The 24,716-nt window shown below is 43.6% G+C and carries 21 protein-coding genes and 1 pseudogene; 16 read left to right on the forward strand and 6 right to left on the reverse strand.

The genetic code is table 11. The annotated features are described in order from the left end of the window. Positions 1 to 53: 53 nt before the first annotated feature. A pseudogene (locus F907_RS0118010) lies at positions 54 to 211 on the reverse strand (tyrosine-type recombinase/integrase); the annotation flags it as partial. A 75-nt stretch (positions 212 to 286) separates the two neighbouring features. Here F907_RS0118010 and F907_RS09470 point away from each other — a divergent pair. Both F907_RS09470 and F907_RS09465 read left to right on the forward strand, forming a co-directional pair. Continuing rightward, positions 287 to 1,303, forward strand: a complete 1,017-nt coding sequence (locus F907_RS09470; protein ID WP_016652121.1) for an SEL1-like repeat protein — start codon at positions 287 to 289, stop codon at positions 1,301 to 1,303. 195 nt (positions 1,304 to 1,498) lie between these two features. Next, a complete protein-coding gene (locus F907_RS09465) occupies positions 1,499 to 2,683 on the forward strand; it encodes a porin (protein ID WP_016652122.1) in 1,185 nt (394 codons plus the stop codon). A gap of 51 nt (positions 2,684 to 2,734) precedes the next feature. On the opposite strand, the gene F907_RS09460 is transcribed toward F907_RS09465, so the two are convergent. Next, complete coding sequence (locus F907_RS09460) at positions 2,735 to 3,568, reverse strand: DMT family transporter (protein ID WP_016652123.1); 834 nt, start codon at positions 3,566 to 3,568, stop codon at positions 2,735 to 2,737. A 75-nt stretch (positions 3,569 to 3,643) separates the two neighbouring features. Continuing rightward, positions 3,644 to 4,624: a LysR family transcriptional regulator gene (locus tag F907_RS09455; protein ID WP_016652124.1), complete on the reverse strand. Its 981-nt coding sequence runs from the start codon at positions 4,622 to 4,624 to the stop codon at positions 3,644 to 3,646. Between the two features lie 100 nt (positions 4,625 to 4,724). Here F907_RS09455 and F907_RS09450 point away from each other — a divergent pair, with 100 nt between their 5' ends. From F907_RS09450 to cntB, 6 genes are all read left to right on the forward strand, one after another. After that, positions 4,725 to 5,837, forward strand: coding sequence for a tartrate dehydrogenase (locus F907_RS09450; protein WP_016652125.1), 1,113 nt, complete (start codon positions 4,725 to 4,727; stop codon positions 5,835 to 5,837). Between the two features lie 39 nt (positions 5,838 to 5,876). Continuing rightward, positions 5,877 to 7,532 (forward strand): BCCT family transporter, encoded by a 1,656-nt coding sequence (locus F907_RS09445; protein WP_167321493.1) that lies wholly within the window; start codon positions 5,877 to 5,879, stop codon positions 7,530 to 7,532. Further along, the gene (locus F907_RS09440; protein WP_016652127.1) at positions 7,529 to 8,482 is read left to right on the forward strand and encodes an alpha/beta hydrolase; all 954 of its coding nucleotides are present in this window, start codon (positions 7,529 to 7,531) and stop codon (positions 8,480 to 8,482) included. Before F907_RS09445 ends, F907_RS09440 begins: the two co-directional genes overlap by 4 nt. A gap of 64 nt (positions 8,483 to 8,546) precedes the next feature. Further along, positions 8,547 to 9,662: a carnitine monooxygenase subunit alpha gene (cntA, locus tag F907_RS09435; protein ID WP_005274384.1), complete on the forward strand. Its 1,116-nt coding sequence runs from the start codon at positions 8,547 to 8,549 to the stop codon at positions 9,660 to 9,662. A 74-nt stretch (positions 9,663 to 9,736) separates the two neighbouring features. Then, positions 9,737 to 11,188: an NAD-dependent succinate-semialdehyde dehydrogenase gene (locus F907_RS09430; protein WP_016652128.1), complete on the forward strand. Its 1,452-nt coding sequence runs from the start codon at positions 9,737 to 9,739 to the stop codon at positions 11,186 to 11,188. Positions 11,189 to 11,292: 104 nt separating this feature from the next. Continuing rightward, the gene (cntB, locus tag F907_RS09425; RefSeq protein WP_016652129.1) at positions 11,293 to 12,249 is read left to right on the forward strand and encodes a carnitine monooxygenase, reductase subunit CntB; all 957 of its coding nucleotides are present in this window, start codon (positions 11,293 to 11,295) and stop codon (positions 12,247 to 12,249) included. A 74-nt stretch (positions 12,250 to 12,323) separates the two neighbouring features. Here cntB and F907_RS09420 read toward each other — a convergent pair whose 3' ends face one another. The 3 genes from F907_RS09420 to pcaU all read right to left on the reverse strand — a co-directional run bounded on the left by F907_RS09420 (position 12,324) and on the right by pcaU (position 17,074). Next, a complete protein-coding gene (locus tag F907_RS09420; protein ID WP_016652130.1) occupies positions 12,324 to 13,925 on the reverse strand; it encodes a bifunctional aspartate transaminase/aspartate 4-decarboxylase in 1,602 nt (533 codons plus the stop codon). A gap of 54 nt (positions 13,926 to 13,979) precedes the next feature. Beyond that, entirely contained in the window at positions 13,980 to 15,665 is a 1,686-nt protein-coding gene (aspT, locus tag F907_RS09415; protein WP_005274393.1) for an aspartate-alanine antiporter, read from the reverse strand. 584 nt (positions 15,666 to 16,249) lie between these two features. Further along, on the reverse strand, positions 16,250 to 17,074 hold the full coding sequence (gene pcaU / locus F907_RS09410; protein ID WP_005242248.1) for an IclR family transcriptional regulator PcaU: 825 nt from the start codon (positions 17,072 to 17,074) through the stop codon (positions 16,250 to 16,252). Positions 17,075 to 17,324: 250 nt separating this feature from the next. Between pcaU and F907_RS09405 the strand changes: the two genes are divergently transcribed. The 8 genes from F907_RS09405 to pcaH all read left to right on the forward strand — a co-directional run bounded on the left by F907_RS09405 (position 17,325) and on the right by pcaH (position 24,711). Further along, on the forward strand, positions 17,325 to 18,008 hold the full coding sequence (locus F907_RS09405) for a 3-oxoacid CoA-transferase subunit A (RefSeq protein WP_016652131.1): 684 nt from the start codon (positions 17,325 to 17,327) through the stop codon (positions 18,006 to 18,008). Between the two features lie 2 nt (positions 18,009 to 18,010). Beyond that, positions 18,011 to 18,664 carry a 3-oxoacid CoA-transferase subunit B gene (locus tag F907_RS09400; RefSeq protein ID WP_016652132.1) on the forward strand — a complete coding sequence of 218 codons (654 nt, stop codon included), beginning with the start codon at positions 18,011 to 18,013 and terminating at the stop codon, positions 18,662 to 18,664. Positions 18,665 to 18,778: 114 nt separating this feature from the next. Next, a complete protein-coding gene (gene pcaF, locus F907_RS09395) occupies positions 18,779 to 19,987 on the forward strand; it encodes a 3-oxoadipyl-CoA thiolase (protein WP_016652133.1) in 1,209 nt (402 codons plus the stop codon). A gap of 8 nt (positions 19,988 to 19,995) precedes the next feature. Continuing rightward, complete coding sequence (locus tag F907_RS09390) at positions 19,996 to 21,345, forward strand: 3-carboxy-cis,cis-muconate cycloisomerase (RefSeq protein WP_016652134.1); 1,350 nt, start codon at positions 19,996 to 19,998, stop codon at positions 21,343 to 21,345. Positions 21,346 to 21,349: 4 nt separating this feature from the next. Next, positions 21,350 to 22,135, forward strand: a complete 786-nt coding sequence (gene pcaD, locus F907_RS09385) for a 3-oxoadipate enol-lactonase (protein ID WP_016652135.1) — start codon at positions 21,350 to 21,352, stop codon at positions 22,133 to 22,135. A gap of 41 nt (positions 22,136 to 22,176) precedes the next feature. Further along, entirely contained in the window at positions 22,177 to 23,529 is a 1,353-nt protein-coding gene (locus F907_RS09380) for a 4-hydroxybenzoate transporter PcaK (RefSeq protein ID WP_005274410.1), read from the forward strand. Between the two features lie 32 nt (positions 23,530 to 23,561). Further along, the gene (gene pcaC, locus F907_RS09375) at positions 23,562 to 23,975 is read left to right on the forward strand and encodes a 4-carboxymuconolactone decarboxylase (protein ID WP_016652136.1); all 414 of its coding nucleotides are present in this window, start codon (positions 23,562 to 23,564) and stop codon (positions 23,973 to 23,975) included. Positions 23,976 to 23,985: 10 nt separating this feature from the next. Further along, a complete protein-coding gene (gene pcaH / locus F907_RS09370; RefSeq protein WP_004806145.1) occupies positions 23,986 to 24,711 on the forward strand; it encodes a protocatechuate 3,4-dioxygenase subunit beta in 726 nt (241 codons plus the stop codon). Positions 24,712 to 24,716 lie beyond the last annotated feature (5 nt).

Genomic DNA, 24,716 nt, shown 5'->3' on the forward strand with positions numbered 1-24,716 from the left:
AACGTATGCTTTGCCCTCAAATGGCTGAAGCATTCCTTTTATACTTTTAACTTTCATGAATTATAGAATTTAGCCCAATCGTTCATTAAACTTTTCCTTTTTCAAGATAACCTCCTCGTAAGTAAGCAGCTTCCACTTCATGTGGGAGTTTATGAGCCAGAACATGCTCACAAACTTCACGTGGATAATCGGTCTTATCAGCTGACCAGTCGGCATGGGAGCCAATATCCAACATAATCTTAGCTATACTTTTGTTATTCCTTTAACGAAATAGGACTCAATTAAAATGAAACTTTTATTTATTACTCTAATGTTAACCATGAGCTTAATTGGATGTGATGTAAATGCCAATAAAGTTAATAAAGAAGGCGATAACTCTAATTTATATTTATCTAAGATGAGTGATATTTTAACAAGTCAAAACGAAGAAGAAAAACGTGATTATTTTGATAAAATCATGATGGAAGCTGAGAGGGGGAATTCAGTTGCTCAAAACTTGATGGGTGTGATTTTTGAGAATGGATATTTTAACCAAGAGAAGGATATTAAAAAGGCAATATATTGGTATAACAAGGCTGTAGATAATAATGGATTGGCTGAAAACAATATGAGTGGTTTGTATGCATATGGTAATGGAGTAAAACAGGATTATAAAAAAGCATACGAATACTATGAAAGTGCAATGAAAAAGAATATACCTGAAGCAATTAATTCTATAGGGTTTATGTATTTTAATGGCTTTTATTTACGTCAGGATTATAAAAAAGCCTGTGAGTATTATGAGAAATCTGCTGATCTAGGATATTACCCTGCACAATCAAATCTGGCTAATTGTTATAGTAATGGTTGGAATGGTCCAGTAAATCAAAAAAATTTTTTTGAATATTCACTAAAAGCTGCTCAGCAAGGCTCTATTTCATCTCAATTTAATGTGGCGGCTGCATTTCAACGAGGTATAGGTGTTGATAAGTCTATTCCTGATGCCATCGTTTGGTATAAACGAGCTTTAGATGGAGATGATTCGAGAGCTGCATTTAATTTAGGTGTTATTTATGAAAATGGTAATGGTGTGGAACAAGATATTAATATTGCCTATGCCTATTTTTATTTGGCCAAAGAGCTTGGTTTAGATATTGCTCAAGAAAAATTAGATAAGCTCACTACTAAAGTGAATAAAGAAAATATTAGAATTTTAAAGAATGAAGGAAGTATACAAATCGCAGTAGATCAACCAGATGAGAAATGGAAAGTTTATGATGAAGAAGAGGTTGGTGGATTAGAAAATCTACAGAAAAAGAAATAATGGAATTTGTTATTAAGTTAACATTTTTTCATTTCTTATTAATTTAAAGAATGGAAAAATTATATTACAAGTTTTTTTTATCTTATATGAGTCTCCATTAAACACACTCCGTAAAGACCGACTTTATAGTTTAAGCGTTGTTTGTCTGCATGAATTTCTTCATTTTCATATGAGGTTAAACAAGGACGTACAACAATGAAAAAAGCACTGCTTCTCTTGAGTTCAATGAGTATCTTGGCAAATACGCCAGTCTTGGCCGCCGATTTCAGTATCGGTGATCCGAAAACACAAGCGGGTGAACTGAAACTGACGGGCGCCATCCGTACCCGCTATATCCATAAAGACTATATTGTCGAAGCCAATGAAGGCTCTAAAAATGATGACTGGCGGCTGGCAGATATCAAAGCGGTACTCAGTTATGAAAATCCAGACTGGATTGCTTCGATGGATGTGCGTTGCTACCAGTATGACCGCTTATGTGATGCACTATTTTTAAAAGATGCTTGGGCAGGCTATAAATTCTCGGATCAGCAACGACTGACATTCGGTTTTCAATCGGTTGATTTTGGCTTTGGACGACTATGGGGCAATAGCTATTATGAAACTTTGCTGAATACCGTTGGACTGGAAGACATTCAAAACCTTGGAGTGAAATATCAGTTTAAGGACAATCTGTATAATTTCATTCTTGGTTTTTATCCAACCGATGGTGGCAATTACAAAGGTACCTCCAAGGATTCCAGTCGCTATAGCGGTAACTTTGTGAGGGCAGATGATCTGACTCAAGGCACCGATATTGATGAAAAGAATATGTGGGTGACACGCTTATCCCGAAAATTTGAGCTCGATCAATCTCAGAATTTTTCGACTGAAATTGGCGGTTCTTACTGGTACTCAGAACTAGAAAATAATCGTACCAATCGAGATGGGCATCGCAGTACTTGGAGTGTTTTTAGCACTACCAATTATCAGGCATGGCAATGGTTGTTCTTGGCAGGAGAGCAGAATATTAAAAATGCAGATGATCTTTTGCCAAAAAGCTCGACCATTGGCGCATTTGATTATCCTTATCAAGTAGCGAACAAAGGCAAATATATGGCCAATGAAATTAACTACACCTTTGCCAAACCTTTCCATCAGTTAGAAAACATTAAACCTTATGTGTCATATAGTCGTTTTTATAAAGATGAATCAGGCTATCAAGATTCAGATCGCTTAATCGCAGGCCTATATTTTAACTATAAAAAAGTCGGCATACAGGGCGAATATATCTGGAGCCGTAATGACCCAATGACGGGTAGTGGCGCAGATGGACTGGCACAAGGGGACAGCAATCAATGGAATAAACTGTTCTATTTATCGCTGGGTTATTACTTCTAAACTTAGCACTGAAAATGAGCCAGTCTGTTTGAGATAGACTGGCTTTTTTGTTTAGGCAATTCTTAGAATCAAAGCCCCAATTAAAATGAGACAAGAGGAAATAATCCGTACCGCATTGATGCGTTCTTTTAGAATAAAAATTGAGATTAATGTAGCAAATAGAATTGAGGTTTCCCGTAGTGCCGCCACAACGGCAACAGGCGCAAAGGTCATCGCCCATAGCGCCAAGCCATAAGAGAAAAATGAACCAATGCCACCAATTAAGCCCAGATGCCAATTACGACGGAAATATACACCCATCTGACGATATTGCATTCTTAAGGCAAACATAAAAAAGATCAGACCAGACAGCACGAAACTCCACAGAATATAAGCAATTGGGGAACCCGACAGGCGAATCCCATGCCCATCCAGCAAGGTATAGCCTGCAATCAGCACTGCATTCAGCAAAGCCAGACCAATACCCTTACGTCCTGTTTGGGGAGCAGCCAAGATCATGGATAAGATCCCGACAGAAATGGTGATGATGCCGAGCCATGCATTGAACTGTAGTTGTTCATGCAGCAAAAATGTACCTAGAATTGCCACAATCAATGGTGCAGTGCCACGCATTAGCGGGTAGGTCAGTCCCATATCGGCGATGCGATAGATTTTAGCCACCAGTCCAAAATAGAAAATTTGTATAGTGGTAGACGCCAGAATATAAGACCAGCTGTCGCTGTGCGGCATTGGGAAGAAGGGCAAGAGCAGCGCTGCTAAAACTGCTGCTGAGGCAGTGACCAATACCGTGGTTAGAAACTTATTTGTGCCTGCTTTTACAATGGCATTCCATGTAGCATGGCATACCGCTGCGATTAAAATAAGGACAAATATTGCCGTGCTCATAAGCTGCCTGTTAATTCATGATCTTGCTAATGTGCATGATATGGTTGAAAAAAGAAAGCAGGCAGCTGATTGCGATTATAAAAAGACTTTTTCCGTATTTGGATTGATTGGCTCAATCGGCTGGATCAACTGACCTCGAGTCAGATTCTGAACATGTTGTAAGCGGTTGATCAGTTCATTCTGAATAAACAAGATACAGGTCTGTAGTTTAGACGAGCTTTTTAAGCGAGAAGGATATACTGCCCAAACATCGGCATCTTGCCAGTATTCAGGCAAGATATGCTGCAATTCACCGCTAATCAGTTCATCGGCGACATCCCAGATTGAACGTAAGATAATGCCATGTCCTTCAATGGCCAGTTGATGAATAATTTCGCCATTATTGGAGATAAAGCGCGGCGTGACATGCACCGACCGATCTTCCGAAGGATGACGTAATTTCCATAATACTGAGGATTGGTCACGCTCACTGATGGTCAGGCAATCGTGGTTACGTAAATCCTCCAGACTTTCAGGCATGCCATGTTTTAACAGATAACTGGGGGCTGCGCAGAAAATCCGAAAATTTGAGACCATTTTTTTCGCGATCATATTGGGGGCAATGTCGTTGCCAATGCGAATATCCAGATCAATGCTGTGTTGAATCAGGTCCTTGGTGTTGTCGATGGTATCAAATTGAATTTCCAGTTTGGGGTACATGGTCATCAATTTAGACAGAATAGGCGCAACATGTTTACGGCCAAAACCGAAGCTGCTGACAATATCGAGATGACCTGTGGGTGTGCTTAAGGGGTTATTCACCAGCTCACTGATTTCATCAAATTCATCCAGAATATTCGAAACCCGATCCAGAATCAGTTTGCCATCTTCAGTCAAACTGACATGACGGGTACTGCGATGAAACAGCTTGCAGTTCAGGTTGGTTTCTAAAATGTTGATGCGTTTACTGATAAATGCAGGTGAAGCACCCAGCTCCTCAGCTGAATCGACAAAACTCTTGCGTTTTGCGACTGTGCAAAAAACCTTTAAATCCGATAGGTTAGGTAGATTATTCACGATCCGTGTCCATTGGGGTGATAGTTTTCTTATTGATCATTGTTGCTGAAAACAGCATGTTTACAGCTAAGGATATTAACCAAAGGTGTAAGGGTGCGTTATGGCAAAAAAGTATAAAGTTGCCACGATTGCGGGTGATGGGATTGGTTTAGAAGTTCTACCAGAAGGCATCAAGGTTGTAAAGGCAGCAGCAGACAAATATGGCATTCAACTTCAAATGGATAGCTTCGATTGGGCCAGCTGTGATTACTACCTTGAACACGGCAAAATGATGCCGGATAACTGGTTTGAGGTCCTGCAGGAATATGATGCAATCTTCTTTGGTGCGGTGGGATGGCCTGAAAAGGTGCCTGATCACATTTCACTGTGGGGGTCATTGCTGCAGTTCCGTCGTCGTTTTGATCAGTATGTGAATTTACGCCCTGTTCGGTTAATGCCTGGGGTGAAATGTCCACTGGCTGGCAAACAACCCGGCGATATCGATTTTTATGTGGTGCGTGAAAACAGTGAAGGTGAGTACTCTGCCATTGGCGGTAAAGCTTTTGAAGGCACCGATCGCGAGTTTGTGTTGCAGGAAGCGGTATTTACCCGTCATGGCGTCGATCGTATTTTGAAATATGCCTTTGAATTTGCGGATCAGCGTGAGGCTAAAAAAATCACGGCTGCAACCAAATCCAATGGTATTGCCGTCAGCATGCCGTACTGGGATGAACGTGTCGATGCAATGGCAAAACACTACCCACAGATCAAGGCAGATAAACAGCATGTTGATATTTTAGCAGCACGTTTTGTCTTGCAGCCTGAGCGTTTTGATGTGGTGGTAGCGTCGAATTTATTCGGGGATATCTTGTCGGATTTAGGACCAGCCTGTACTGGCACCATTGGTTTGGCGGCTTCGGCAAACTTAAACCCTGAACGTAAGTTTCCTTCGCTATTTGAACCTGTACATGGTTCAGCACCTGATATTTACGGACAACAGATTGCCAATCCGATTGCTGCCATTTGGTCGGGTGCGATGATGCTGGATTTTCTAGCAGATGGAGATGAGCAGGTGATTCAGGCAGGACAGGAAATTATGCAGGCAATTGAACATGTCTTGGTGCATGGTCCAAAAACGCCTGATGTCGGTGGAACTGCCAAGACCTATGAAGTGGGCGATGCGATTGCCTCCTGTGTGACTGAGCAGAAAATGGATTTATTCGCGATGGAGTAAGTACCCCTTAGGGAATAGTCACTATCCGAGATGGATTGAATAGATATGGATAATCAAATTACAAAACCTTATACAGATAAGACGCTTGCGATCACCAGTCTTGCCGTTGTGTTTACATCGGTGGCTGGTCTGGCAATCTACTCATCTGAATCAATACAACTGGCTGCAAAATGGATGCAGTGGACCACTTCGATGTTCACCACGCCAGTCCTGTTATTTGCTTTTTTATCAATTATTTTTACCTTTGGTTTGGCCTTTAGTAAATACGGCAAAATCAAGCTGGGTGAAGGCAAACCGCAATATAGCACCATGTCATGGATTTTCATGTTCATTTTGTCGGGGATTGGGTCCTCCACCTTGTATTGGGGTTTTTTAGACTGGGCTTATTATTATCAAACTCCTGGGTTAAATTTAGCACCTGAATCGGCAGAAGCACTGAAATACAGTGTGGCCTATTCCTTCTTTCACTCTGGTCTAAGCGCATGGTCGATCTATGCCTTGGCGTCGATTTCACTGTGCTATAGCTACCATGTCAGAAAGAATAAAGGGCTGAGTCTGGCATCTGTGATTGAAGCAGTAACGGGCTTTAAAGCAACAGGTCCAGTTGGTCGTGTGGTTGATCTGATGTTCTTGCTGTGTATGTTTGGTGCCTTGACCATTTCACTGGTACTGACTGCCGTGACCTTTACCAACATTCTGTCGCAGCTGACAGGTATTCCCAACACCTTCGTGACTAAAGTCATCATCATCTTGGTGGTATCCATCTTATTCGCACTCAGCTCTTATGTTGGAATGGATAAAGGCATGCAGCGTTTAAGCCATATGGTGTGTTTGGGTGTGGTGTTGTTTGCGATCTATGTGCTGTGCTTTGGCCCAACCCAATTCATTATGAATAATTCATTGATGAGTTTTGGTCTGATGGCGACCAACTTTGTTGATATGAGTTTATTTACCGACCCGATGGGCGATGGAAAGTTCACCCGTGAATGGACCGTATTCTATTGGTTGTGGTGGATTTCTTATGCACCCGGTGTGGCTTTGTTTGTGACCCGTGTATCCAAAGGACGCACCATTAAAGAAGTGATTCTTGCCATGGTTATCGGCGGTAGCGTTGGTTTATGGTTCATCTTTGGGGTATTTGAAAATTATAGCGTTCACAGCTTCATTCACGGCATGGTGAATGTACCGCAAGTTCTGAGTCAACAGGGCGGTGAAGTGGCGATTGGTCAACTGCTCGGTTTATTGCCAGCAGGTAAGCTGATGATGTGGTTGTTTCTTGGCATTATGGTGATTTTCCTTGCAGCGCATATGGATGCAGTGGGCTATGCCGTCTCTGCGACCTGTACCCGTGGTCTGCGTGAAGGACAGGATCCGTCACCGAATGCGCGTTTATTCTGGTGTGTGATGTTAACACTGGTTCCGATTGCGATGATTTTCTCTAAAGCGCCATTAGATACCATGAAAACCGCGACCATTGTGACTGCCTTGCCATTTATTGTGATTATTCTGGTACAGACTTACGGCTTGGTGAAATGGCTGATCGAGGATTACTCCAAAGTGCCATCGCATTTGATCGAGCAGAATAGCTTTAATGACTTGGAAGCGCTTGAGCACACTGACTCCAATCAACAGATGCAGATTGATATTGCAGCAACCCAAGTTGCACATAAAAGCAGTCAAAAGGAATTGTCATGACAGCACAACCGAACACACGCGATGAGTTAAGTGAAGAAATGCAAAGTCTGGTGTATTGGAGCAGCATTTATTCAGCAGCGGATAACGATATTGATTCAATTCGTGCAGCCTATGATGCGATGTGCTTGCACTACACTTTACCCCGCGATGGTACGGTGAATATTGAAGATAAAACCGTTGCGCATGCAACTCATCCCGTCAATGTTCGGTTGTATTCACCTTTGGGTGAGGCTCCTGAAACGGGTTGGCCTTGTATTCTGTTTATCCATGGTGGTGGCTGGATGCTGGGAAATCTGGATTCACATGAATTTATCACCCGTTATTTATGTCGTGATCTGAATGTTGCGGTACTGAGTGTGGATTATCGTTTGGTGCCAGAACATCATTTTCCAGCTGCTTATGAAGACTGTGAAACGGCCTATCACTGGCTACGTGAGCATGGCGCAGACTGGAACATTGATCCAATGCAGATTGTGTTAGCAGGCGACAGTGCGGGTGGCAATTTAGCCACAGCATTGGCCGTTCAGTTGCAATATACCGGTGCTCAGGCCTGTGGTTTGACCTTGATCTATCCCTGTTTGGGCAGCAGTTTTGATACCGCGTCTTGCCAGCAGTATGCACAGGCGCCGTTACTCACGTTAGAGGAAATGCATTATTACCTGAAACAATATGCACCGAATGAAAGTGATTGGCAGGACACACGTTTAGCACCGCTTTTTGCAGAAGATTTCAGTGATATGCCACGCAGTTTTGTTGCGGTGGCTGAATATGATCCGCTGTGTGATGACGGACGTATTTTTGTGGACAAGTTAAAGCAAGCCAATATTGTGGCCGAGTTTTATCTCGGCAAAGGATTACTACATGGCAGTTTACGTTTAGTACGGGATTGTCCTGTGGTACAGGATTTATATCAGCACATGCTGAGTTCGTTAAAGCAAATGTTCAAGTGATTTGAACATCAGCCAATTTTGATAAAACGGTCGTTAGGACAAAACAGTTTAATGGAGTAAAACCATGAATGCAGTTGAAAAATTACCAGAAGATTTCTGTTCAAACCCAGATGTGGCATGGACATTTCCAAAAGTGTTCTATACCTCATCTCAGGTATTTGAGCGCGAAAAAGAAGAAATTTTTGCGAAAAGCTGGATTTGCGTGGCACATGGCAGTGAAGTTGCCCAAGCCAATGACTATATTACCCGTAAGGTGATTGGGGAAAATATTATCGTGATTCGCGGCAAAGACAGCGTATTACGTGCATTCTATAATGTCTGCCCGCATCGTGGTCATGAGCTATTAAGCGGTAGTGGTAAAGCCAAAAACGTGATTACCTGTCCGTATCATGCATGGACATTCAAGTTGGACGGTAGTTTAGCGCTGGCACGTAACTGTGATCATGTTGAGTCTTTCGACAAGCAAAACTCCAGCATGGTGCCATTAAAAGTGGAAGAATATGGCGGTTTTGTCTTTATCAATATGGATGAAAATGCCACTTGTGTTGAAGATCAGTTGCCTGAATTTGCACAAAAACTGAATGAAGCCTGTGCGGTCATCAAAGACTTGAAACTGGCTGCACGTTTCGTGACGGAAACACCTGCCAACTGGAAAGTGATCGTGGATAACTACTTAGAATGTTATCACTGTGGCCCAGCACATCCCGGTTTTGCTGATTCGGTGCAAGTAGATAAATACTGGCACACCACCCATCAAAACTGGACGCTGCAATATGGTTATGCACGTTCTTCAGAAAAATCTTTTAAGCTTGATCCATCGGTTAAAGATCCGACCTTTAGTGGTTTCTGGACGTGGCCGTGCACCATGTTTAACGTACCGCCGGGTGCAAACTTCATGACGGTGATCTATGAGTTCCCGATGGATGCGGAAACCACTTTGCAGCACTATGACATTTTCTTCACCAATGAAGAGCTGACCCAAGATCAGAAAGATTTGATTGAATGGTATCGCAATGTCTTCCGCCCTGAAGATCTTGAACTGGTTGAAAGCGTACAACGTGGTTTAAAATCACGGGGTTATCGTGGTCAGGGGCGTATCATGACTGACAAGCAACGTTCGGGAATCAGTGAACACGGTATTGCGTATTTCCAGAATCTGGTTGCGCAACATCACAAGTAATTTTGTCTCAGGCATCAGATAATTTAAGGTGCGGTGATCAGGCCGTACCTTGCTTCAATCGATAGGAACATGACATGTCAAGTTTGCAAGCAAGTCCGTTATTTAAACAACGCGGACTGATCAATGGTCAATGGGTCAGTGCACAATCCGATGCCACCATTGCTGTGACCAATCCTGCAACGGGAGAGGAAATTGGTGTCATTCCCAATATGGGGGCAGACGAAGCCACTGTCGCGGTGGAAGCGGCGTATCAGGCTTTAGCAGCGTGGAAAGGTTTAACTGCACAAAAACGTGCAGACCTGTTATTGGCTTGGTATCAATTGGTTTTGTCACATGCCGATGAACTGGCGCGAATGATGACCATTGAACAGGGTAAACCCTTAGCTGAAGCGTTGGGTGAAGTGAAATATGCGGCTTCGTTTATCCAATGGTTTGCCGAAGAAGGCAAACGTGTTTATGGCGATGTGATTCCAACCACCAATAGCCAGCAGCGATTTATTATCACCAAAGAACCTGTCGGTGTGGTGGCGGCAATTACGCCGTGGAATTTCCCGATAGCGATGATTACCCGTAAAGCAGCGCCTGCTTTGGCGGCAGGTTGTACCATTGTGATTAAACCCGCCAATGAAACGCCGTATTGCGCACTTGCGCTTGCCAAACTAGCGGAAATGGCTGGTATTCCAGCAGGGGTGGTGAATGTCGTCACTGGCAAATCACAAGACATTGGTTCGGTGTTTACCAGCCATGAAAAAGTTAAAAAACTGACCTTTACTGGTTCTACACCTGTGGGTCGTTTATTGATGCAGCAATGCTCAGGCACCATTAAGAAATTGGCGCTGGAACTCGGTGGCAATGCACCATTGATCGTGTTTGATGATGCGGATCTGGATAAAGCGGTACAAGGGGCAATTTTTGCCAAGTTCCGTAATGCAGGACAAACCTGTGTCTGCGCCAATCGAATCTATGTGCATGACAAGGTTTATCAAGCATTTACCGAGAAATTTGTGCAAGAGGTACAGAAATTCAAAATCGGCAATGGTTTGGAACAGAATGTACAGATCGGGCCGTTAATCAATGACAAGGCGGTACTGAAAGCAAAACAGTTGATTGATGACGCTTGCGGTAAAGGTGCAAAAGTCGCTTGTGGCGGTCAACAGCATTCACTGGGTCAGACTTTCTTTGAACCGACGGTTTTAACCGATGTGTCTCGTGATATGGAGATTGTTCAGGAAGAAATTTTTGGGCCAGTCGCGCCGTTAATCCGCTTTACTGAGGAAGCTGATGTCATTGCGCAAGCCAACGATACCATTTTTGGTTTGGCCGCTTATGTGTATAGCGAAAACATTTCACGGATCTGGCGTGTCGCTGAACAGCTGGAATACGGCATGGTCGGGATGAACTCAACTGCGATTTCCAACGAAGTGGTGCCATTTGGCGGGGTGAAACAATCAGGTGTTGGTCGTGAAGGTTCTAAATATGGTTTGGAAGAGTTCATGACCATTAAATATATGTGCTTAGGGTTATAGCAACAATGCCTGTGAGGACTCTCTTCACCGAGGGTCAACAGGCAATATGCGCTTAAAATTAGAAAATGCTTAGATGAGCAGCATGCGGTAAAGAGGATTTAGACATGGCTAGTCATTATGAAATGTTTGCATCAGTGGTCACACGCGTAGAGCAACTGACCCCACTGATCAAACGGTTTACATTTAAACGTCAGGACGGACAAAATTTCCCTCAATTCAGTGGTGGCAGTCATATCATTGTGAAAATGAACGACCAGCTGTCCAATGCCTATTCACTGATGAGCTGTGCTCAAGATCTTTCAACTTACCAAGTTTGTGTCCGTAAAGATATTGAAGGTAAAGGCGGTTCAGTCTATATGCATGATCAGTGCAATGAAGGCTGTGAAATTCTGATTTCTGAACCAAAGAATCTGTTTCCATTGGCAGCAGATGGGGAGAAACATATTCTGATTGCTGGCGGGATTGGGATTACGCCATTTGTGCCGCAAATGGATGAACTGGCTGCACGTGGTGCTGACTATGAGTTGCATTATGCCTATCGTTCGCCAGAGCATGCTGCACTGTTAGAAGAGTTCAAGCAAAAACATAGTGAACATATTTTTAGCTATATCGATTCGGATGGAAAATGTCTGGATCTAGATCAACTGATTGGCGCTCAACCGAAAGGCACGCACGTCTATGTGTGTGGACCTAAACCGATGATTGATGCGGTGATTGATCGTTGTAATTACCATCGCTATCGTGATGAATATATCCATTGGGAGCAATTTGCATCTACGATACCAGAAGAAGGTGAAGCATTTACGGTGGTCTTGGCAAAATCCAATCAGCAAGTCGAAGTGCAAGGCAATCAAACCATTTTACAAGCAATTGAATTGCTCAATATTGATGTAGAATGTTTATGTCGTGAAGGGGTTTGTGGCACCTGTGAAACCATGATTCTGGAAGGGGAAGCCGAACATTTTGATCAGTACTTGAGTGATGATGAAAAAGCCTCACAGCAATCGATGATGATCTGTGTGTCGCGTGCCAAAGGTAAAAAACTGGTACTCGATCTTTAATTTTAAACGTTGATTTTTTTAAGCATAAAAAGCAGCCGAAGCTGCTTTTTATTGACTGAAACGTTGATTCAGATTTATTTTTTGCCTTTCTTGGTTTTTAAGTACTCTTGATAGGCTTCTTCGGCAAAACGTCTTAATGAGTCTCCGATTGCAGCATATTGGTATTCATTGAGATTGGCCAATGACGCACGGGCAGAAGGGTGCTGTACCCCAAAGCCTGAACCGGGTAAGAGCACCACACCTGTTTCATCTGCGACGCGGAATAATAATTCGGTCGGATTCTTATTTTTCATCACCCAATCTGCAAAATCATCTCCGTACAATGTTCGAGAGGTGTTTTCCAAATTCACCAAAGTATAGTAGTCGACCGAATTTGGATCGACAGGCACTTCAACCCCTAACTGGCGATATAGCGCAGCATCACGCTCACGTACCACAGATTTAACTGCTTTTTTATAGTTCTGCTGCGAATCCATCATATTGAACAGGGCGAAGAGTACCATTTGCACTTGCTGTGGTGTGGAAAGACCTGCGGTGTGATTCAGAGCCACATTGCGGCTATCCGCCACTAGACGATCAATAAATTTGATCTTGGCTGGATCGGTGGTTAAAGATGAATAGCGTTCTTCCAGTTCTTTCTTGTCTTTTTTCGAGAGTGCCGCCAGTTTTTGATCAAGAATATTATTGTTTGAGAGCGCAATCACGCCCAATCTCCAACCCGTTGCCCCAAAATATTTCGAGAATGAATACACCAAGATGGTATTGTCAGGACAGATCGCAAATAGTGATTTGAAGTTGTCTGCAAAGGTACCATACACATCATCCGTTAAAATAATCAGGTCAGGTCGCTTTTTCACGATATCGGCCAAGATCGCCAAACCTTCATCGCTGAGTTTTACGGAAGGTGGATTACTTGGATTCACCAGAAAGAACGCTTTAATCGATGGGTCTTCCAGTTTCCGTAATTCAGATTCTGGATATTGCCAGTCGAGCTTTGGATCGGCTTCGATCAGGACTTCTTCCAGTTGATAGTCATTCAGTTTCGGAATTTCCAGATAGGGCGTGAAAATGGGGCTGCCAATTGCAATCCGATCGCCATTGGCAATAATTTTATTCTCTTTTAAGGAGTTAAAAATATAGGCCATTGCTGCGGTTCCGCCTTCAACAGCAAATAAGTCCAAGCCTTCTTTGGGCATGCCTTGGACGCCCATTTCACGCAGAATGTATTCTTTGATAATCGATTCACTGATGCGTAGCATTCGGTCGGGTACAGGGTAATTACAGCCTAAAATCCCTTCGACCATTTCCAGTAAAAAAGCATCGGGGTCTAGGCCGAGTTGGTCTCTGACATAGGAAATGGCTTTGCCGAGAAAGACTACACCGGGTTTATCCCGATTATGCATAATGAAATTGTCGAAACGAGACTGTAAACCGACAGGTCGGGGGAACCCACCTAAACCTTCTGGCATATAGGAGAACGAAAATTCTGATTCTGTGGTGGAAAATAGCCCCAATTGAAAGAAGGCTCGACGCGGAATCGTGGCTAAAAAGTTCGGATTGCCACGCCCTGCATTAAGCATCATCCTGTCTGTTTTACTTTGGGCAAGTTCGATTAAATTATCTTTTAGTTCGAATGGGCTAAGTTTTGAGTATTTTGAATAATCAACGTTCCCCATGGGAAGTCTCCTTAATTATAGTTGAAGCAATAAGTAGTTGAATACAAATTATCTTTAGGCAAGGCCGACGATGAGGGGGCCTAGCAAAGTCAAGAATACGTTTGCCAGTGCATAAGTAATGGCAAATGGAACCGTGGGAATGGAATTTCCAGCTTTATCTAAAATCGCACCAAAGGCAGGGTTGGCACTACGAGAACCTGATAAGGCACCTGCCATAACGGCAACATTCTGATAACGCAATACATAACGTGCGAAAAGCATGGAAAGAATCAGTGGAACTAAGGTAACCACGACGCCAATCATAAATAGGGACAGACCACTATCTTTAATGGTTTGAATGGCTTGTAGACCAGATTGTAAACCCACAGCAGCCACAAAACCTGCAAGACCTAAATCTTTAAGCAGTTGCGAAGCAGCTAAAGGCATGTTGCCATGAACCTGATTACGGCTGCGTAGCCAACCAAATAGAAGCCCTGAGAGTAATGCACCGCCACCTGCACCCAGTGTTAAAGGGACATCGCCAATACGAATCACAAACAGACCAATGAGTAAGCCGACCACAAGGCCTGCACCGTGGAAAATCCAGTCGGTTTTTAAGCTTTCTGGCAAGGCCGTGCCTGCTTCTTTGACTAAACGATCAAGATCACTTTTGGTGCCATAAACGGTGATGACATCACCTTGTTGCAGCACGGTATCATCACTCAACGTTTGGGTTTCATCATTACGTTTAATTGCCAGTACATAAATCCCATGTTTTAAAGTGTCAGGGGTATTGGTCTTAATATCACCTAAACTACGATTGATATATTTGGAATTTCTCAGGATTACATCGGTGGTATCCATAATCATTTCCATGCCTTGTGAAGACTGTAACTCAGTACCAATTTGATCTGAAACAGCCACCACACTGGCACGACGGCCGACGAGCAATATCACGTCATCTGTTTGTAAAGTCAGTTCTGGTGCTACATCAATCAGTTGATCTTTACGTTTTAACCGTTCAATGGTGATGCTAGCTTGTTTAGCTTCCAGCTCTGCCACCGTTTGCCCACTGGCTTGTTTGACCTTATAAATGCGTCCAACAATTTCAGGCATCGCCAGTTCTTGACCTGGGGCTAATTCAAAAGCACCTTTGAGCCGTTCTGACTGGGCTTTCAACGCATCATCATGAATTTCTTTGCCCATAAATTTAGGCAAGATATTCACACAGACAATAATGGCACCCAATGAACCGAAAATATAAGTCACGGCATAGCCGATCGCGACATTGGCTTGCAGCTTTTGAATCTCAGCTAAGGGGAGGTCGAGACGGGAAATCGCATCACCTGCAGTACCGATAATTGCAGATTGGGTCATGCCACCTGCAGCGAGTCCCGCGGCTAAACCTTTATCGAGGTGGAACAGTTTCGCCATCACCAATACGGTAATTAAACCACTCACTGCCATAAAGACCGCTAACAAGATCTCCTTGATTGATTGAGGGCCTAATGATTTAAAGAACTGGGGACCGCTTTCAAAACCAACGGCATAAATGAACAAGGCAAATAAAATGGCCTTGACGCCGTTGTCGACTGGGACACCGATGAGGCTGAGTACCACTGCAACAAGTAGAGAGCCTGCTACACCACCGAACTGAAATTTTCCGAATTGAAACTGACCGATCCAGAAACCGATTGCCAAAGACAAGAACAGTAATATCTCTGGACTATGTTTTAATTCGCCTTGTAACCATTCAATCATTATTCGATCTCACTGTTATTATTCGTTCTATCTTTAGGTTTAAATTTATTTATTTTTAATGTTTTTTTAAAATACTATGCTTCTCACGCTAATACAAATGAGCTGGTTTTTAGCTTTATTATTTTAAAAAATTATTTATATATCAATTTCTTATTTTAATAATTCAGGATGAAGTCTGGTATAAAATTTAAACATTGAGGTGTTGATTACAATATGTAATTTTTACATACAAAACATAACATTTAGGGTCGTAAAGTATAAAGTGTGAGATAAATATCACATTAAAGAAAAAATATTAAATCCTCATAACATTTAATTTTTATATTTGTCATCAAATATAAACGTTTAGATCTAACTCATAAACTATGGGAATTAAAATTTCACTTAAATATTATTTATTTTAATGAAGTAGTATTCGGGATTTTGAAATGACTGAATAATAAAACAGCACAATCAGCAAAAAATTAATGTTCATTTAAGCAAAGGTGATTAACTTAAACATACCGACACAATTGTTGTCGCAATACACCTTTCGCCACATTTCCAGATGTGGCTTTTTTTTGCCTTAATATTTTGATTGTGAGTTAAATCACTTGGCGTAGATCACGCGCCGTTTCCTGTAATAAGGGCAAGATGTGAGTAATTAAATAATCTTTGGTGGTACGCATGGTGGGAGAAACGATATTTAAGGCAGCAACGACAGTCGCATTAGAGTCATAAATTGGCACTGCGACCGCATGCACGCCCAATTCATGTTCTTCACAGGAATAGCACCAATCTTGCTCTTTGATTTCATGTAGTAAGGCTAAAAAAGCCTCACTCTCGGTATGAGTATATTTGGTGAGACGTTTTAAGGGATATTTTGCTAACCATCGTTTTTGTGCTTCAGGCGTTAAATGTGCCAGTAGAATCTTTCCAGCAGAAGTCGCATGGGCAGGGAGCCGATTGCCTAAATGCAAACCATAAGGATTGACCCGATCGGTTTGTTGATGAGCGGCGCTACGGGCAATGGTAATTGCTTCATAACCATCTAAAACCATCACCGAATAAATCAGCGAAGTTTGATTGGTTAAAAGGTTTAATAAAGGCTGACAGATTTTAGGAAGCGGGGAGCCATCTAAATAAGCCCCAGAGAATTTAAGGATCTTGGGCGATAAATAATAGTAATGCCCATCAAAATCCAAATAGCCTAAGTATTCTAGCGTCAGTAAATGACGTCGAGCAGCGGCACGCGTCATGCCTGTTTTTTCTGCTGCGGTACTCATGTTGAGACGGTGGCGATCAGGTCCAAAGCATTCCAAAATGCTGAGACCTTTTGCAATACCTGCAATAAAATCTTCGTGCCGAATCATTTTTTTGTTTTCGGTATGATGGATCAAACGCGGATTCTTTTCCTGATCATTTTCCATAATTTAGACATCCTTGCTAAAACGGTTTTTCTATCAAAAACATTCTAAGCGAAAGATGACGAATTTACTTGGATAATGTTCGATCATCGAACATAAAAATTAATCATCGAACAAAATGCATTTTTAAACGTAGAACTCAGCGCAGAATTTATCAAGAATAAGTAGAAGAAATCCGAACAAAGCACTCGATTTAATTTCATCGGTTTTCAGGATGAAAATACGAGTGATGCATCGTACAGGAAGTAGTCAGATGATTGATAAGAGTAGCACCTCATTCACCGAGGCACTGTCACAGATCAAGGATGGCGCAACCATCATGATTGGTGGCTTTGGCACCGCAGGACAACCCGCAGAATTGATTGATGGACTGATCGAACTTGGCATCAAGGACTTGGTCATCGTCAATAATAATGCTGGTAATGGCGACTATGGTTTGGCCAAACTGCTTAAAACAGGTGCGGTACGTAAAATCATCTGTTCTTTCCCACGTCAATCCGATTCATGGGTCTTCGATGAACTGTATCGTGCTGGCAAGATTGAACTGGAACTGGTGCCGCAAGGCAATCTTGCGTGCCGTATTCAAGCTGCGGGTATGGGCTTAGGCGCAGTCTTCACTCCAACAGGCTTTGGTACCTTACTGGCAGAAGGCAAAGAAACCCGCCATATCGAGGGCAAAGACTATGTACTTGAGTATCCCATCAAAGCCGACTTTGCCTTGATCAAAGCCCATCAGGGCGACCGCTGGGGCAATCTGGTCTATAACAAATCCGCACGTAACTTTGGCCCAATCATGGCGATGGCGGCGGATGTCACTATTGCTCAAGTGTCTGAATTGGTCGAACTGGGGCAGCTTGATCCTGAACATATCATTACCCCCGGGATTTTTGTCCAGCATGTGGTCGCTGTTGATCCGACGATTGGCGCAGGAGCATAAACATGAGCTATCAAAAACTAAGCCGTGACCAGATTGCTGAACGTGTAGCGCAAGATATTCCTGATGGTGCTTATGTCAATCTCGGCATTGGCCTGCCAACCAAGATTTCCAATTATCTTCCTGCGGATAAAGATGTATTTCTGCATTCGGAAAATGGCTTGCTGGCATTTGGTCCTCCACCTGCAAAAGGTGAAGAAGACCCTGAGCTGATCAATGCAGGTAAAGAATACGTCACTATGCTCACTGGTGGCAGCTTTTTCCACCACGGTGATTCCTTTGCCATGATGCGTGGTGGCCATTTGGATATTGCCGTGCTAGGTGCTTTCCAAGTGGCAGCCAATGGTGATCTGGCCAACTGGCATACCGGTGCAGCAGATGCGATTCCTGCAGTCGGTGGTGCGATGGATCTCGCTGTCGGTGCCAAGAAAGTATTTATCACTACCGATCACACCACTAAGCAAGGTGAACCGAAGATTGTTGAAACTCTTTCATATCCAGCAACGGGGTTGAAATGTGTCGATCGTATTTATACCGACCTGTGTGTAATTGATGTGACTGCTGACGGTTTAAAAGTGATTGAGAAAGTAGACGGTTTTAGCTTTGAGGAATTGCAAGCTTTGACGGGTGCAAAATTGATTGATGCGACACTAGCTTAAGGATTGAAATCCCCCTAAATCCCCCTTTGTTAAGGGGGACTTCCTCTAAACAATAGAGTGAGGTCTCCCTCCTTTTTAAAGGAGGGATTAAGGGAGGATTAAAGGGAAAAACACATGAAAAACGCTTATATCATCGATGCTATCCGTACCCCATTCGGTCGTTATGCGGGCGGATTAGCCCCAGTACGTGCTGACGACTTGGGAGCGATTCCAATTCAGGCCTTGATGCAACGTAATCCAAGTGTCGATTGGCAGCAAGTCGATGATGTGATCTATGGCTGTGCCAATCAGGCGGGTGAAGATAACCGTAACATCGGGCGTATGTCAGCACTATTGGCAGGTTTACCTTATCAAGTACCCGCCACTACAGTAAACCGTTTATGTGGTTCATCACTGGATGCCATTGCCATGGCTGCACGTGCCATTAAAGCCAATGAAGCTGATTTAATCATTGCGGGTGGTGTGGAAAGCATGAGCCGTGCACCCTATGTGATGGGTAAATCCGACAGCGCCTTTGGCCGTAGTCAAAAGATTGAAGACACCACCATGGGGTGGCGTTTTATCAATCCAAAACTCAAAGAACGGTATGGTGTGGATAGCATGCCGCAAACCGCAGAAAACGTGGCGGAACTGTTCAATATCAATCGTGCTGATCAAGACCAATTTGCCCTTAACAGCCAACAACGTACTGCAACTGCGCAAGCCAAAGGCTTCTTTGCCCGCGAAATCATCCCTGTGACGATTCCACAGCGTAAAGGTGATGCGATTGTGGTGGATACGGATGAGCATCCACGTGCATCAACCACGTTAGAAGCCTTAACCAAACTCAAGGGTGTGGTCAAAGTAGAAGGCACTGTGACAGCGGGTAATGCCTCTGGGATTAATGATGGTGCTGCTGCCGTATTGATTGCTTCAGATGAAGCGGTGGAAAAATACCAGCTCAAACCACGTGCCAAAATCATTGCTGCGACTACAGTTGGTGTTGAACCACGGATTATGGGTTTTGCGCCTGCACCTGCCATTAAGAAATTACTAAAACAGGCCAATCTCACTCTAGCGCAGATGGACGTGATTGAACTAAATGAAGCTTTTGCGGCACAGGCTTTAGCCGTCACTCGTGATTTAGGCTTGAGTGATGATGATGCACGAATCAATCCGAATGGTGGTGCGATTGCTTTGGGTCATCCTTTGGGTGCCTCTGGTGCACGTTTAGTGACAACCGCTTTGAACCAGCTTGAACAGATCAAAGGTCTGTACGCCCTGTGTTCGATGTGTATTGGTGTTGGGCAAGGGATTGCATTGATTATTCAACGTGTTGAGTGAGGTTTGCCATGAGCCAGTTATACGCCAGCTTATTTTATCAGCCTGAAGTCACTGCCATTTTTAGTGATCAAGCTTTATTGAGTTATATGATTCAAGCCGAAGTGGCTTTAGCCAAAGCTCAGGCACAGGTCAATGTGATTCCTGCTTCAGCGGCAACGATGATTGAACAGGTCGGACACAATGCTGTAGCACAAATCGATATGGATGCGTTGGCTACAGCAGCAGGATTGGCTGGTAATGTTGCGATTCCATTGGTCAAGCAATTCACCGCTTTGGTGAAACAGCAAGATGAAGATGCTGCTCGCTATGTACATTGGGGTGCGACTAGTCAAGACATCATTGATACGGCAACGATTTTGCAGAGTCGTGATGCCTTGGTATTGATCGAACAGCAACTGCAACAGGCCTATCAAACGTCCTTAAAGCAAGCCCAGCAATACCGCCATCAGGTCATGATTGGACGGACTTGGTTACAGCAAGCTTTGCCGATTACTTTGGGACATAAATTTGCGCGATGGGCAGCAGCCTTGAAACGTGATCTAGATCGCTTACAGGCAATGAAAACTCGTGTATTCACTGTGCAACTCGGTGGTGCAGTAGGTTCACTGGCATCTTTACAAGATAAAGGTTCAGCGGTGGTCGAAGCTTTTGCTGAGCAACTCAATTTAACCGTACCAGAATGTACTTGGCATGGTGAACGCGACCGTATGGTTGAACTTGCCAGTATGCTTGCTTTGATCGTTGGAAATGTTGGCAAGATGGCAAAAGATTGGTCATTGCTAATGCAAACTGAAATCGCTGAAGTTTTTGAACCCGCAGCAAAGGGGCGAGGCGGTTCATCAACCATGCCACATAAGCGTAATCCTGTTGCAGCAGCCTCAATTCTTGCCGCAGCCAATCGCGTGCCTGCCTTAATGGCAAGTGTCTATCAAAGCATGGTGCAAGAGCATGAACGTGCTTTGGGTGCATGGCATGCGGAATGGCTGGCAATCCCAGAAGTTTTCCAGTTATGTGCGGGTGCTTTAGAACGTAGCTGCGATGTGCTCGAACATATGCAAGTCAATGCAGAGGCGATGCAACGCAATCTTGAATGTACTCAAGGTTTGATCATGGCTGAAGCGGTGATGATGGCGCTGGCACCAAAGCTTGGGCGTATGAATGCGCATCATCTGGTTGAGCAGGCCTGTCAGCAAGCGGTTGCTCAACAACAGCATTTAAAAACCATTTTGTCAGCGATGGATGAAGTCAACACATATTTTAATGATCAAGCATTGGATGAGCTGTTCCAGCCTGCATCTTATTTGGGCAATATTCAGGCGCAAATTGATGCCGTGCTACACGCAGCACAAGGAGAGTAAGCGCATGATCACGCATATCAAGAATCGTCAAGGACATTCACTTGCAGTTCAAGTGCAAGGTCTAAAAGATGCGCCAGTCATCATGTTCTCCAACTCTTTGGGAACGGACCACGGGATGTGGCAGGCACAGGTAGCCGCTTTGGCTGATCATTATCAAATTATTAGCTATGACACACGTGGGCATGGCGCAAGTGCAGTCATTGCCAATAGCACCCTGCAAAATCTGGCTGAAGATGTGGTCGATATTCTGGATGCCTTAGCCATTGAAAAAGTTCATTTCTGTGGCATTTCAATGGGTGGGATTACTGCATTGGCTTTAGCCATTCAACATCCCGAACGTTTTCACAGTATTAGCGTGGCAAATTCAGCTGCAAAAATTGGTACTGCCGAAGCGTGGAATAGCCGTGCAGAGAGTGTTGAACAAAACGGTTTGGCTGAAATTGTAAAGACCACGCATACACGTTGGTTTAGTGAACATTTTGATTATGCGCATGATGTTTTGGCACAAAAGACGATTCAGAGTCTTGCGCTGACACCTGCACAAGGTTATGCCAATGCATGTCGTGCTTTAGCTGATGCAGATGTTCGGGAGCAACTTGGCCAGATTCAGATTCCAACGTTAATTATTGCAGGGCAGTACGATCCTGTCACAACGGTTCAAGATGCAGAGTTTATGCACCAACTCATTGCAAGCAGTCAGCTTGAGGTCTTGGCGGCGTCGCATTTATCCAATATCGAACAACCCCAAGTGTTTAATCAGGCACTGTCCAAGTTTATTCAAAACATATAACCAGCAGGGTTAGCAAGGAATTCGCTTACAAGGAGGCAACTATGGCACAGGAATTTGCTGTATCAAAAAATAGTATTGATGCACAGGCATTAATTGATAATGCACCCATTAGCAAATATCAGTGGATGATCGCAATTATTTGTTTTCTCATTGTATTTGTCGATGGAATCGATACTGCGGCAATGGGCTTTATTGCACCAGCATTAACTCAGGACTGGGGCATTGACCGTTCCCAACTTGGACCGGTAATGAGTGCAGCACTCGGTGGCATGATTATTGGGGCACTGGTGTCAGGTCCAACCGCTGATCGTTTTGGGCGCAAGATTGTTTTAACTGTTGCAATGCTGATTTTTGGTGGTTTTACCTTGGCATCTGCTTATGCTGAAAACCTGAATCAATTGGTGGTATTACGTTTTTTAACAGGAATTGGTCTCGGGGCAGCGATGCCAAATGCAGCCACCTTGTTCTCTGAATATTGTCCAACACGGGTACGTTCGTTAATGGTGACCTGTATGTTCTGTGGCTATAACCTAGGTATGGCAACAGGGGGCTTTATCAGTAGCTGGCTGATTCCAGCATTTGGATGGCACAGCTTATTTTTATTGGGTGGCTGGACACCATTGATTCTCATGGTTCTGGTGATTTTATTTTTACCTGAATCTTATCGTTTTCTGATTATCAAAGGTCGAGATTCAGCAAAAATTCGCAAAATTTTAAATCATATTGCACCTGAGAAAGCACAAGCAGCCGAAAGCTTTCATATCCCAGAAGAACAATCTGCTGTGGCAGAAAAGAAAAATGTATTTGGCATGCTGTTCTCCCAACAATATGCCAAAGGTACGGTCTTATTGTGGACCACTTATTTCATGGGTTTAGTCGTGGTTTACCTGCTCACCAGCTGGTTGCCAACCTTGATGCGTGAAACAGGTGCAACCATGGAACGTGCAGCATTTATTGGCGGCTTGTTCCAGTTTGGTGGGGTGCTCAGTGCCTTATTTATTGGCTGGGCAATGGATCGTTTCAATCCAAACCGCATTATTTCAGGTTTCTATTTTATCGCAGGTCTGTTTGCCGTTGCCGTTGGACAAAGTCTCAATAATCCAACCTTATTAGCGATCTTAGTGCTCTGTGCAGGCATTGCCATTAATGGTGCGCAATCGTCTATGCCAGCCTTAAGTGCGCGTTTCTATCCAACCCAATGCCGTGCAACAGGTGTGGCATGGATGACAGGGATTGGCCGTTTCGGTGCCGTATTTGGTGCATGGATTGGTGCAGTGTTATTGGGCAATGACTGGTCTTTTACCGCCATTCTCAGCTTGCTGATGATTCCTGCTACCGCAGCAGCCATCGCAATTTTTGTTAAATCTCTCGTTGCTCATACCGATGCAACCTAAGGCTCATATTTTCAAGATGAGGAGCAACATTCATGAATGATGAACAACGTTATCAACAAGGACTGAAAGTCCGTACCGAAGTGTTGGGTGAAACACATGTCGGCCGCTCTTTAGCCAACCTAAATGATTTCAATCAGGATTTTCAGAACTTTATTAGTCGTTTTGCCTGGGGCGAAGTCTGGTCACGTGAAGGTTTGCCGCGTCATACCCGTAGCTTGGTCACGATTGCCATCTTATTGGCTTTAGGTCGAGAAGACGAACTCAGAATGCATTTACGTGCTTGCTTCAACAATGGTGTTACCAAGGACGAACTAAAAGAACTGATTTTGCATAGTGCTTTATATGCCGGTTTGCCAGCAGCAAATGCGGCGATGCATATGGCCGAAGACGTCTTTAAAGAACTTGGCATCGACGTGCAGCCCGTTGCAGCACAATCACAGGATTAAGGAGACAGGCATGTTAAAGCATACATTAGGTGCATACCCACAACGTAATACCGATGATCATCCGCCAGCATATACACCCGGTTATAAGACCAGTGTATTACGCTCGCCAAAGAATGCCTTGATCTCAATTAATGAAACCTTGACTGAAGTCACTTCACCACATTTTTCACCGAGTATTTTTGGCCCTAAAGATAATGACCTGATCTTGAATTACGCCAAAGAAGGTCTACCTGTTGGTGAACGGATTATTGTGCATGGGTATGTGCGTGATCAGTTTGGTCGTCCTGTTAAAAACGCCTTATTAGAAGTGTGGCAGGCCAATGCATCAGGCCGTTATCGTCATCCAAATGACAAATTTATTGGTGCGATGGATCCTAATTTTGGTGGCTGTGGTCGTACCTTAACTGATGAAAATGGTTTTTATATTTTCCGTACCATCAAACCCGGCCCTTATCCGTGGCGCAACCGAATTAATGAATGGCGTCCAGCGCATATTCATTTTTCCTTGATTGCAGATGGTTGGGCGCAGCGTCTGATTTCGCAGTTCTATTTTGAAGGCGATACCTTGATTGATACTTGCCCGATTTTAAAAACCATTCCATCTGAAGATCAGCGTCGTGCCTTGATTGCATTGGAAGATAAGAACAATTTCATTGAAGCAGACAGTCGTTGTTACCGCTTTGATATTCATCTTCGTGGTCGTCGTGCGACTTATTTTGAAAATGATTTGACTTAAGGGAG

The sequence above is a fragment of the Acinetobacter colistiniresistens genome (assembly GCF_000413935.1).
GTDB classification, from domain to species: domain Bacteria; phylum Pseudomonadota; class Gammaproteobacteria; order Pseudomonadales; family Moraxellaceae; genus Acinetobacter; species Acinetobacter colistiniresistens.

Bases quoted from the DNA above. Each gene is read 5' to 3' on its own strand.
- pcaD (WP_016652135.1), top strand. From the start codon at position 21,350: ATGATCACGCATATCAAGAATCGTCAAGGACATTCACTTGCAGTTCAA.
- pcaU (WP_005242248.1), bottom strand. From the start codon at position 17,074: ATGGAAAATGATCAGGAAAAGAATCCGCGTTTGATCCATCATACCGAA.
- F907_RS09440 (WP_016652127.1), top strand. From the start codon at position 7,529: ATGACAGCACAACCGAACACACGCGATGAGTTAAGTGAAGAAATGCAA.
- pcaF (WP_016652133.1), top strand. From the start codon at position 18,779: ATGAAAAACGCTTATATCATCGATGCTATCCGTACCCCATTCGGTCGT.
- F907_RS09470 (WP_016652121.1), top strand. From the start codon at position 287: ATGAAACTTTTATTTATTACTCTAATGTTAACCATGAGCTTAATTGGA.
- F907_RS09450 (WP_016652125.1), top strand. From the start codon at position 4,725: ATGGCAAAAAAGTATAAAGTTGCCACGATTGCGGGTGATGGGATTGGT.
- F907_RS09460 (WP_016652123.1), bottom strand. From the start codon at position 3,568: ATGAGCACGGCAATATTTGTCCTTATTTTAATCGCAGCGGTATGCCAT.
- aspT (WP_005274393.1), bottom strand. From the start codon at position 15,665: ATGATTGAATGGTTACAAGGCGAATTAAAACATAGTCCAGAGATATTA.
- cntB (WP_016652129.1), top strand. From the start codon at position 11,293: ATGGCTAGTCATTATGAAATGTTTGCATCAGTGGTCACACGCGTAGAG.
- F907_RS09420 (WP_016652130.1), bottom strand. From the start codon at position 13,925: ATGGGGAACGTTGATTATTCAAAATACTCAAAACTTAGCCCATTCGAA.
- F907_RS09465 (WP_016652122.1), top strand. From the start codon at position 1,499: ATGAAAAAAGCACTGCTTCTCTTGAGTTCAATGAGTATCTTGGCAAAT.
- F907_RS09400 (WP_016652132.1), top strand. From the start codon at position 18,011: ATGAGCTATCAAAAACTAAGCCGTGACCAGATTGCTGAACGTGTAGCG.
- pcaH (WP_004806145.1), top strand. From the start codon at position 23,986: ATGTTAAAGCATACATTAGGTGCATACCCACAACGTAATACCGATGAT.
- pcaC (WP_016652136.1), top strand. From the start codon at position 23,562: ATGAATGATGAACAACGTTATCAACAAGGACTGAAAGTCCGTACCGAA.
- F907_RS09390 (WP_016652134.1), top strand. From the start codon at position 19,996: ATGAGCCAGTTATACGCCAGCTTATTTTATCAGCCTGAAGTCACTGCC.
- F907_RS09405 (WP_016652131.1), top strand. From the start codon at position 17,325: ATGATTGATAAGAGTAGCACCTCATTCACCGAGGCACTGTCACAGATC.
- F907_RS09430 (WP_016652128.1), top strand. From the start codon at position 9,737: ATGTCAAGTTTGCAAGCAAGTCCGTTATTTAAACAACGCGGACTGATC.
- F907_RS09380 (WP_005274410.1), top strand. From the start codon at position 22,177: ATGGCACAGGAATTTGCTGTATCAAAAAATAGTATTGATGCACAGGCA.
- cntA (WP_005274384.1), top strand. From the start codon at position 8,547: ATGAATGCAGTTGAAAAATTACCAGAAGATTTCTGTTCAAACCCAGAT.